The sequence below is a fragment of the Paenibacillus ginsengarvi genome, from assembly GCF_003626695.1.
GTDB lineage: Bacteria > Bacillota > Bacilli > Paenibacillales > NBRC-103111 > Paenibacillus_AB > Paenibacillus_AB ginsengarvi.
On sequence record NZ_RBAH01000028.1, the window covers coordinates 111,041 to 118,851 of the forward strand.

Here is a 7,811-nt window from a genome sequence, read left to right on the forward strand (position 1 = left end):
GCTCAGTCTCCTTGTCCCGCGGGCGGCTGCCATGCTTGGAATTTGTTGCCGTCCGGATCTTTAAAGTCGAGCTGAAAGCCGCAGCCGCCTTCGTCGCGGATCGCCGCTTCCGTCCAGGCTCCCGAGGCGATGAGCGAAGCGTGGAGCGCTTGGATATCATCCGTCTGGAAGCATAGCGGGAACATCTCGAACAGCTCATCATCCTCGGCCCAGCCGGTCGTATCAAACGTCAGCGGCGTCATGCCCGGACTCGGCAGCAGGAACAGCCATTGTCCGCCGCCCATAATCATGATCGCGCCCCGGCCCGGCTTAACGGGAGAACGCAGTTGTAAGCCTAGCACCCGCTCGTACCACTCTGCGGATACAGCGGGATCGGTCACGGGGACGTAGGCGCAGTTAATTTCTCGTAAAAGCGCTTTCTTCGTTGACGTAACGCTCATTCGGTTCACTCACCTCTCAAGGATTTACACGGTTGCTCCGCAGCGGATCAGGATTCAGCCGGAGCGGTGATCGGGATCATTTCGATCAGGTTGACCGAATGCCCGTCCGGATCGAAAACATCGAACATCAGATGGCGATTCCACGGGCTGTCCCACGACACCAGCTCCGTTACGCGGCATCCTTGCGCGAGCAGCGACCGATGCATCTCCTCCACATCGCTGCAAGCAAAATTGAACCAGGGCCGACCGGGCACGACAACAGGCTCGGCTGACTCGACCAGCGTAATCAGGGCGGCACCCTCCTGCGGGTTGCTCACGAACAGTGTCGCGCCCCGCTGGCCTTCGCCCCAATCCTCAATCCCCCTGCATGTTAGTCCCAAGCTGCCTGCGTAAAATTCGATCGACGCCTCCAAACGGCCGACCGGAATAAAGATGCTCCCAAGCCTTTTAATCGCCATATCATCGGACCTCCATGTCTGCATAAGAGCTTTAACGACGTAATGTGTCTCTGTCGTCAGTTAGGGCTGCAATTCCGTTAAAGCTGCATACTTGAGTCTCATCCGGAATAACTGCGGACGCAGGTTAATCCGTAACGCTTATCCGCCTATCTTACGGAATCCTGCGCACCTGCAACAAGCTTCATATCGACAAGACCCGTTTTCACGGCCAGTCCCCATCCAAAAATGACTTCCGTGCTCACGATCTCGGCCTGGATCGTATTCAGGCCGGCTTGCCAGCGAATCCTTGCTTCAGCGAAATCGGACCGAATCCGCCCATCGCTCCCCGGAGGAGCCCACTTCCACTCTCCACCGTATATTTCTTCCCCGTTCACCCACAGCCGCAAACGGTCGCTGAAGCCGCAAGTCAGCACGGTTACCCGCTCCTCGGCGATGGCGAATGTGCATGAAGCCTCCACAGCCATCCCTTGAGCGGAGGCGAACAGCCGGTTCAGATTAAGCGTACCGTTCTCCTCGACGGAAGCGCGGGTTGGCATTCCCTTGTCAGCGGCAGACTCGCTCCCTGCGGCATACGGGGCAGATACATTCCATTCCGTAATAAACGTCTCCGCCGCAAGACACCGGAGTCTCTCATCCCCGCTTTCGCCTCCGTCGCCGTCTTCGCCACCATCCGAATCGAGTGGCTCCAACGAAAGGTAGCGGATGTAGCCGGGCAAGTAGGACCATACTCCGATCGTGCCCTCACACCGGCCAAGCTGGAGTTTGGAGATGACGAGCTGCGGTTCCGCAACGTCACCGACCTTTACAGACACTTCGCGAGGCCCCACATCCAGGCACAGCTTGGTCCATTTTCCAGCCTGAAAAGGGGCCGGAGCCTGATATTTCGGGCCATTGTAGATTTGCCATGTCGACGAGCCGTTCATAATAGGGTCGTACTGAATCTCGCCCGGATAGTCGTCCGAGGCCGGCGACACATAGATGAGTTCATAATTGCGCGAGTCGCGGGCGCCGAAGACAAGGCCGATAAAACCCGGCGCACTCGGGCAAGCGATTTCCGCCTTTAAGCGGAAACGGTCGCAGCTCGGGCCATTCTTAAGCAGAACGGGATGCCCGAGTCTGTTCTCCATATAGAGCGCTTCACGGCCGTGCCATTCGCTGCAGATCGCTCCGGATTCGTTCAATTCGAACTCATGCAAGTCGGTGGTCAAGCTCCAGACGGTTGCGGACAAAGGGGCACCACTCTCCAAATGATTTGAATCAATCCGAGTACTAACATCATTTACATCTATTACCATACAGAACATACGTTCTATTGTCAATATGTCTTTTTTCACGAATTCGCTTCGGATCTATCGAACCGGAGCCGGTTTTACTTTGCTTGCCGACCGCCAAACGATTATGCTATAGGAAAAGAAATCAGTCGCTCAGGAGTCTGCTATGAAAATTTGGCACTTCGGCCTTGTCTATGCGGCGGCCATCGTTATCGTATTTCTGTACAAGGACGAGCTGGCCGGATGGATGCAGCATTATGAGCCGCCGCTGATCGCCGCGTTCGGCATTGCCCTCATCTTCGTGTTGTTTCCCGTGCTTCCTTATAAAATTATCATCGGCATGCTCGGCTTCCTCTACGGTCCGCTCCTCGGCTTTCTGGTCAGTTGGTCGGCGGCCACGATCGCCTCCGCGATCCTCTATCTGCTTGTGCGATCTTCGCTTCAGGCTAAAGGCCGGGCGTATATTGCCCGGTTCGAAAGAATGGAGAAGCTGGCCCGGTTCATGGAACGGAAGCCGTTTGCCGCCATCCTGGTCGCGCGCCTGATTCCGGTTTTGCCGCAAACGCTCGTCAACATTTATCCGGCCTTCTTATCGATACGGCTATCTACGTACGTAACGGCTTCGGCCCTCGGAAAAATACCGAGTATGCTGTTGTTCGCCTATTTGGGCAACGAACTGTTCGCAAACGCCCGAAATGCCCTGATCGTCGCCTCCGTTTATGGCCTGCTTCTGGCGTGCGCCGCTATCGGCTATCGGATTTGGACGCGCAGCGCTCCGTAATTAAACGAAACTCCGTGGAGCAAAACAACTTGTGGGAATCTCAAAGCCAGTGTGAGTTTTTCTTTATACACTCGCAGATTTACAACCTTCCTTCAGGAGCAGACAAATGGAAAAAATCTTGTTGTTTAGTGCCTTTTTGCGGAATGAGGTTCTATAACTGGATTTTCTCCAGCTAAACGTTGCAGAAATACCGAATTTTCCAGATCAGCAGGAAATTAACTGGGGATTTTCCTTTTACACCCGCGTAACCGGCATATAACCGATATTTAACGGGACTTTTTCCAGTAACGCTGCCTCAAACTGCTCGCCCAATCGAAGCCTTCTCGGGTTGCATGTCCTGCTTGTTACGCTTATTGCTTTACCTGGTTTAAACCAAAAAGGCCGCCAGCGGCGACCTTCGCATACTCTTCAAGCGGCCTACACTACAGCCTCAATCTGTCTCTTGCCATCTTCTCTGCCGCTTGAGCGAGGACATTCTCCTCAAAACGCAGCCGCCCCTTCCTCCGCCATCGCCGCCGGAAACGGATCGGCAAACCGCGTCCAGTCGTGCCCCATCTCATCAACGGTCAGCAGGCAATCGTCAAGCTCCGCAGTCAGCTTCGCGCGGTCTATGCCGATCCCGATAAGCACGAATTTGTTGATCCGGTCGCCGTATACGGGGTCCCAACCTACGGCGGCTTCTTCCTTGAGCCCGGCTTTCTCCTCGGCCGGAAGCGCGGCAATCCAGTAACCGGCCGGACCGAACTGGACCGAAGGGCCCGCCTGACTGAGGCTTTGCGCCATCTCATTCCGGGTTGCGAGCCAAACGATGCCTTTCGCCCGAACGATCTCCTCCGGCCAATCGGCCATCCACGCCATCAGTCGCCCGGGATGAAACGGCCTTTTCCTTTCGTACACGAAGGAGGATATGCCGTATTCCTCCGTCTCCGGCGTATGGGCCGGCTTCTCCAGCTCCTTGATCCATCCGGCGGACACGCTCGCCTCGTCGAAGTCGAACAAGCCGGTTTCGAGTATCGCCGCCGGGTCCACCTTCCCGTGCGACGCACGGATCAGCTTCGCCCGGGGCTGAAGCTTGCGGAGCACCGCCTCCAGCCTTTGCAGGTCCGGCTCGTCAACCAGATCGCACTTGTTCATAATAAGCACATCGCAAAATTCGATTTGATCGACCAGCAGATCGACGACATCTCTCGTATCGTCCTCCCCTGCGGCCTCGCCGCGATCCAGCAGCGTTTCGCCGGATGCGAAGTCGTGCCAAAACCGGTAGGCGTCGACAACCGTAACCATGCAGTCGAGCCGGCAAAAGCGGGACAAATCGATTCCGAGCTCTTCGTCGACGTACGTAAACGTCTGCGCTACCGGTACCGGCTCGCCGATCCCTGTCGACTCGATCAGCATATAGTCGAATCGGTCTTCCTTTGCCAGCGCCTCGACCTCGCGCAGCAAATCCTCGCGCAGCGTGCAGCAGATGCAGCCGTTCGACATTTCGACCAGCTTCTCGTCCGTCCGCGATAAGCCGCCGCCCTCCTTGATCAAGGAAGCATCGATATTAACCTCGCTCAAATCGTTGACGATAACCGCCACCCTTAGTCCGTTCCGGTTATGCAGCACATGATTCAATATGGTTGTCTTCCCCGCTCCCAAATAACCGCTAAGCACCGTTACCGGCAACAGCCGTTTACTCATTTCACGCACCTCTTTTAGCGTAATTTTTACGATTAAATAACAAAAAAAATAAAACTTGTTATTCCTGCTCCAGTCTGTTTTGGTAAACTTTACTTCGATGAGTTTATTCGTAATTATTACAGTATATCAGCATGTCCGGTTCGTTGTCAATGTTGCTGCCAGCAGCTGCCGAAAACAGTCCCATACGAAACGCCCACTATGCAGTGAAAATGAAGTTTGGGACCGGATTCATTGAACTAGCGGCAGCCCTGGAATTCAAAAGTAAAGTCATAGACAGCCGCTGGTTCATGCCATTAACATTCTCTCCTAGAGCTTAACAAACCGTCTCGATGGCTACGCACCGGGCAGCCCATTGTTGCCACAGACAAACCAATCGCCATTTTCCAGGCATATCCTTCATTTCTGATGTTAAACATCTGCCGCCTTCGGAAAGCGGTCTGGAAATGATGCGATAAAATCAATCATATCATCGGTAATACTCCAACCAAATGCTTTCGTCAAAACAGGCTCCCTGAAAAACGATTCTGCAACCCTACGGTTCAAATCCGCATTGTAGTTCATATAGGAAACGGCGGGCTGTTGAAGATTCAGCGCCAGCGGCACCGCATCCGAAGAGAAATCCACCTCACTCATCCGCACTGTTTTCAAATCCGGATATATACTTGTTGCGAAATGAAGCTGCTTTTGCTCTAAATCATAGATGAGACTGTATGCAGTATCTTCCCTGCGAACAAATTGTAACGTCTCTCGAGCGAATTGGAGTCGCTCTCTCTCGCTGTCCGGGATCACAGCCGCAAGGCGAGCCACCCCTTTAACGAAACGATCCATGGAATTGCCATCATAATCGTTGTATACGTTGCGCCAGCGTTCTTCTTTGTCTTCCAAATCTTTAATTGCCTGCGAGTAAGGAGTGTTGGCCATAATTGAAACCGGCAATGAGTTTCCCCGAAATACGCACATGACACCGCCCAGGAATTCGAATATCGCACAATCTCCCGAGCGATCGCCTACCATATAATGCAGCCTTGACATTGGCTGTGCAATGCGTACACCGCAAGCGACTTGCTCCGCTTCTTTTACTGTGGCACAAGTGTCAAGAATCAACTGAATCCACTGCAACTCTCCGATCGCTGGCAAACGATCGTTATCTGTATAAGCAGATTGCCATAGTGTCGTCTGCTCTACAACAAGACCTGTTTCGTTGATTCCGCCATTTGGCATTTCTTTGCCAACTTGCGAGACGGTTAGGCTGCCGTATCGGGATATCCATTTTGCCGGAAGTTCCGGTGGCTGTACAAGCGCGCTTTTGGCAACACCGCGTTTATTCGTAAATAGGTATGCTCCTTGGTATGGAACATCCTGATTTTTGCCCAGAAGCCGGCCGCCCTCCGGGCTGAAGTAAATAGCGGTACTCATCGTCATTCCTCTCCTTTATTCAACTTCATTTCAAGTTCTTCCACCCGGCCGGATTCGAGTTCGTGTACAACATAATCTACTATTCGATTAATCCGTTCGTCGTTTAGCTGAAGGATGCCAGCCATTTTAGATAAACGATACTGCTCTGCCCTCTCTTTAAGAAGCTTTTGCTTTTTCTCTCTATAAGGTCCAATATCTTCATCTTCAGCCCTTTCCGCCTCAAGCCGGGCCACTTTTTGCTCTAACAATAAGATATGAATATCTGCTTTTTTCAGAGGGGTCAGATGCTCCACGAAGTTATTGCTATCTACAAAAACAGTTCCGTCAACCCCAAAATAATTCGCCAGAGCCTGTAACCGCTCTTGTGGAATCGGTCGTCGCTTTTTGATCCAATCCGAAAACTGTTGCGGTGTAATGTGAAGCTGGCGACCAATTCCTGAATAGGACTGCTCGTTAATCATGACCAAATATTCCAGTACGGTTTTGAAAAAAAACGGTTCGCTCTGACTCATACGATCACTCCACGACGTAATTTATGTCAATAATATAACAAATGACGTAATTTACGTCAATATCTTTGACATAATTTATGCCGATTCTAAACTGAATGTAATTCCCATGCCATTAGTCAAAACGAAAAAGCGCTAGTCAAAAGTTAAAATCCAATACCCCGGCATACCAATAACAGGGGAGGCAAATGGAGCCAATCATTTTCAATTCATGTCTTCGCCGGCGAGCGAACATACGGTACAAGATCAAGCCTCGTTCGGCAATGGCTCTCACCAAGCGGCGGCATCCCCGCATCGAACCGCTGCCGCAAATCCGGCCGCCAACTCGTCGCGAAACAAGCGCGCGGCGGCGGAAAGATACCGGCCCTCGTGCCAGACGAGCCGAAACGTTCGGCTGCACGCCTGGTCTTCGATACGCAGCCGGATCAGCGAGCCAGTCGCATCGGCATCGCATTCGCCCACGAAGGCGACGCCGAGTCCGGCGGCGACCGTTCGGCAAATGGCGGCGGGATTGTCCAGTCCGCATACGATATTCATGCTGAAGCCCGCCCGGGCGCAAAACGATTCCAGCCATTCATGGAAAGGATGACCGTACCCGTACCCGACAAACGGCTCCTCGGCCAGCTCTTCCAAGGCGATCGTCTCTCTGCCGGCGAAGCGATGCCCCTGCGATACTGCAATGCTTATCTCCTCGCGAAAAACCGTCGCCGCCTCGATTCCGGGCCCTTCCGGCGGCATAGCCGATATCGCAAAGTCGATATCGCTGTTTCGGATGCGCGTCCTCAGCTCCTCCTCGGGCATTCGGACCACGTTTAACTGCACAACGGGATAGCGGAGCCGGAACGAGTCCGACAAGGCCGCTATAGGCGAAGGACCGGACTCGGCAACGACAATGCTCCCTTTCTCCTCACCAGTCAGCTCTTCGATCGTCCGGGCCGCCTCCTCCAGCAATTCCAGCGCCGCGTCCGCCTTTTGCAAAAACGCTTCTCCAATCCAATTAAGCCGGATATGCCTGCCCTTTCGTTCCAGCAGCGGCACGCCAAGCTCCTGCTCCAGCCTGGCAATCGACCGGCTGATAGCCGGCTGGGTGATCGCGTGCATCCGCGCCGCCTTCGTTAAGTTTTGTAGCGGTCCTACCCCCTAATTATGGAGAATAGCCTGCACAAGCTAGAGCGTTCGCAGTCTTACTTGAAATCTCACGTAATCAGGCTTTAAAGCGCAACTTGGAAGGGGGTTAAGTCTGGCTTCGCAGC

8 protein-coding genes and 1 pseudogene are annotated in these 7,811 nt (G+C 53.5%); 1 reads left to right on the forward strand and 8 read right to left on the reverse strand.

All coding sequences use genetic code 11. The features are described from left to right. Positions 1 to 2: 2 nt before the first annotated feature. The 3 genes from D7M11_RS29190 to D7M11_RS29200 all read right to left on the reverse strand — a co-directional run bounded on the left by D7M11_RS29190 (position 3) and on the right by D7M11_RS29200 (position 2,127). Positions 3 to 440, reverse strand: a complete 438-nt coding sequence (locus D7M11_RS29190; RefSeq protein WP_120750802.1) for a VOC family protein — start codon at positions 438 to 440, stop codon at positions 3 to 5. Between the two features lie 47 nt (positions 441 to 487). Continuing rightward, positions 488 to 898 (reverse strand): VOC family protein, encoded by a 411-nt coding sequence (locus tag D7M11_RS29195; RefSeq protein WP_120750803.1) that lies wholly within the window; start codon positions 896 to 898, stop codon positions 488 to 490. A gap of 146 nt (positions 899 to 1,044) precedes the next feature. Continuing rightward, positions 1,045 to 2,127: a hypothetical protein gene (locus D7M11_RS29200; RefSeq protein ID WP_120750804.1), complete on the reverse strand. Its 1,083-nt coding sequence runs from the start codon at positions 2,125 to 2,127 to the stop codon at positions 1,045 to 1,047. Between the two features lie 208 nt (positions 2,128 to 2,335). Between D7M11_RS29200 and D7M11_RS29205 the strand changes: the two genes are divergently transcribed. After that, on the forward strand, positions 2,336 to 2,950 hold the full coding sequence (locus D7M11_RS29205) for a TVP38/TMEM64 family protein (protein ID WP_120750805.1): 615 nt from the start codon (positions 2,336 to 2,338) through the stop codon (positions 2,948 to 2,950). Between the two features lie 480 nt (positions 2,951 to 3,430). Here the strand turns inward: D7M11_RS29205 and D7M11_RS29210 are convergent, their stop codons facing one another. From D7M11_RS29210 to D7M11_RS37815, 5 genes and pseudogenes are all read right to left on the reverse strand, one after another. Then, positions 3,431 to 4,633 (reverse strand): GTP-binding protein, encoded by a 1,203-nt coding sequence (locus D7M11_RS29210; protein ID WP_120750806.1) that lies wholly within the window; start codon positions 4,631 to 4,633, stop codon positions 3,431 to 3,433. A 408-nt stretch (positions 4,634 to 5,041) separates the two neighbouring features. Then, the gene (locus D7M11_RS29215) at positions 5,042 to 6,049 is read right to left on the reverse strand and encodes a linear amide C-N hydrolase (protein ID WP_158606890.1); all 1,008 of its coding nucleotides are present in this window, start codon (positions 6,047 to 6,049) and stop codon (positions 5,042 to 5,044) included. 2 nt (positions 6,050 to 6,051) lie between these two features. Continuing rightward, positions 6,052 to 6,561: a helix-turn-helix domain-containing protein gene (locus tag D7M11_RS29220; protein ID WP_120750808.1), complete on the reverse strand. Its 510-nt coding sequence runs from the start codon at positions 6,559 to 6,561 to the stop codon at positions 6,052 to 6,054. 267 nt (positions 6,562 to 6,828) lie between these two features. After that, positions 6,829 to 7,536: a LysR family transcriptional regulator substrate-binding protein gene (locus D7M11_RS29225; RefSeq protein WP_275671745.1), complete on the reverse strand. Its 708-nt coding sequence runs from the start codon at positions 7,534 to 7,536 to the stop codon at positions 6,829 to 6,831. Between the two features lie 21 nt (positions 7,537 to 7,557). After that, positions 7,558 to 7,671: pseudogene (locus D7M11_RS37815) on the reverse strand (helix-turn-helix domain-containing protein); the annotation flags it as partial. Between the last annotated feature and the right edge of the window lie 140 nt (positions 7,672 to 7,811).

Coding starts and splice junctions, on each gene's coding strand:
- D7M11_RS29190 (WP_120750802.1), bottom strand. CDS start 440: ATGAGCGTTACGTCAACGAAGAAAGCGCTTTTACGAGAAATTAACTGC.
- D7M11_RS29195 (WP_120750803.1), bottom strand. CDS start 898: ATGGCGATTAAAAGGCTTGGGAGCATCTTTATTCCGGTCGGCCGTTTG.
- D7M11_RS29205 (WP_120750805.1), top strand. CDS start 2,336: ATGAAAATTTGGCACTTCGGCCTTGTCTATGCGGCGGCCATCGTTATC.
- D7M11_RS29210 (WP_120750806.1), bottom strand. CDS start 4,633: ATGAGTAAACGGCTGTTGCCGGTAACGGTGCTTAGCGGTTATTTGGGA.
- D7M11_RS29215 (WP_158606890.1), bottom strand. CDS start 6,049: ATGAGTACCGCTATTTACTTCAGCCCGGAGGGCGGCCGGCTTCTGGGC.
- D7M11_RS29220 (WP_120750808.1), bottom strand. CDS start 6,561: ATGAGTCAGAGCGAACCGTTTTTTTTCAAAACCGTACTGGAATATTTG.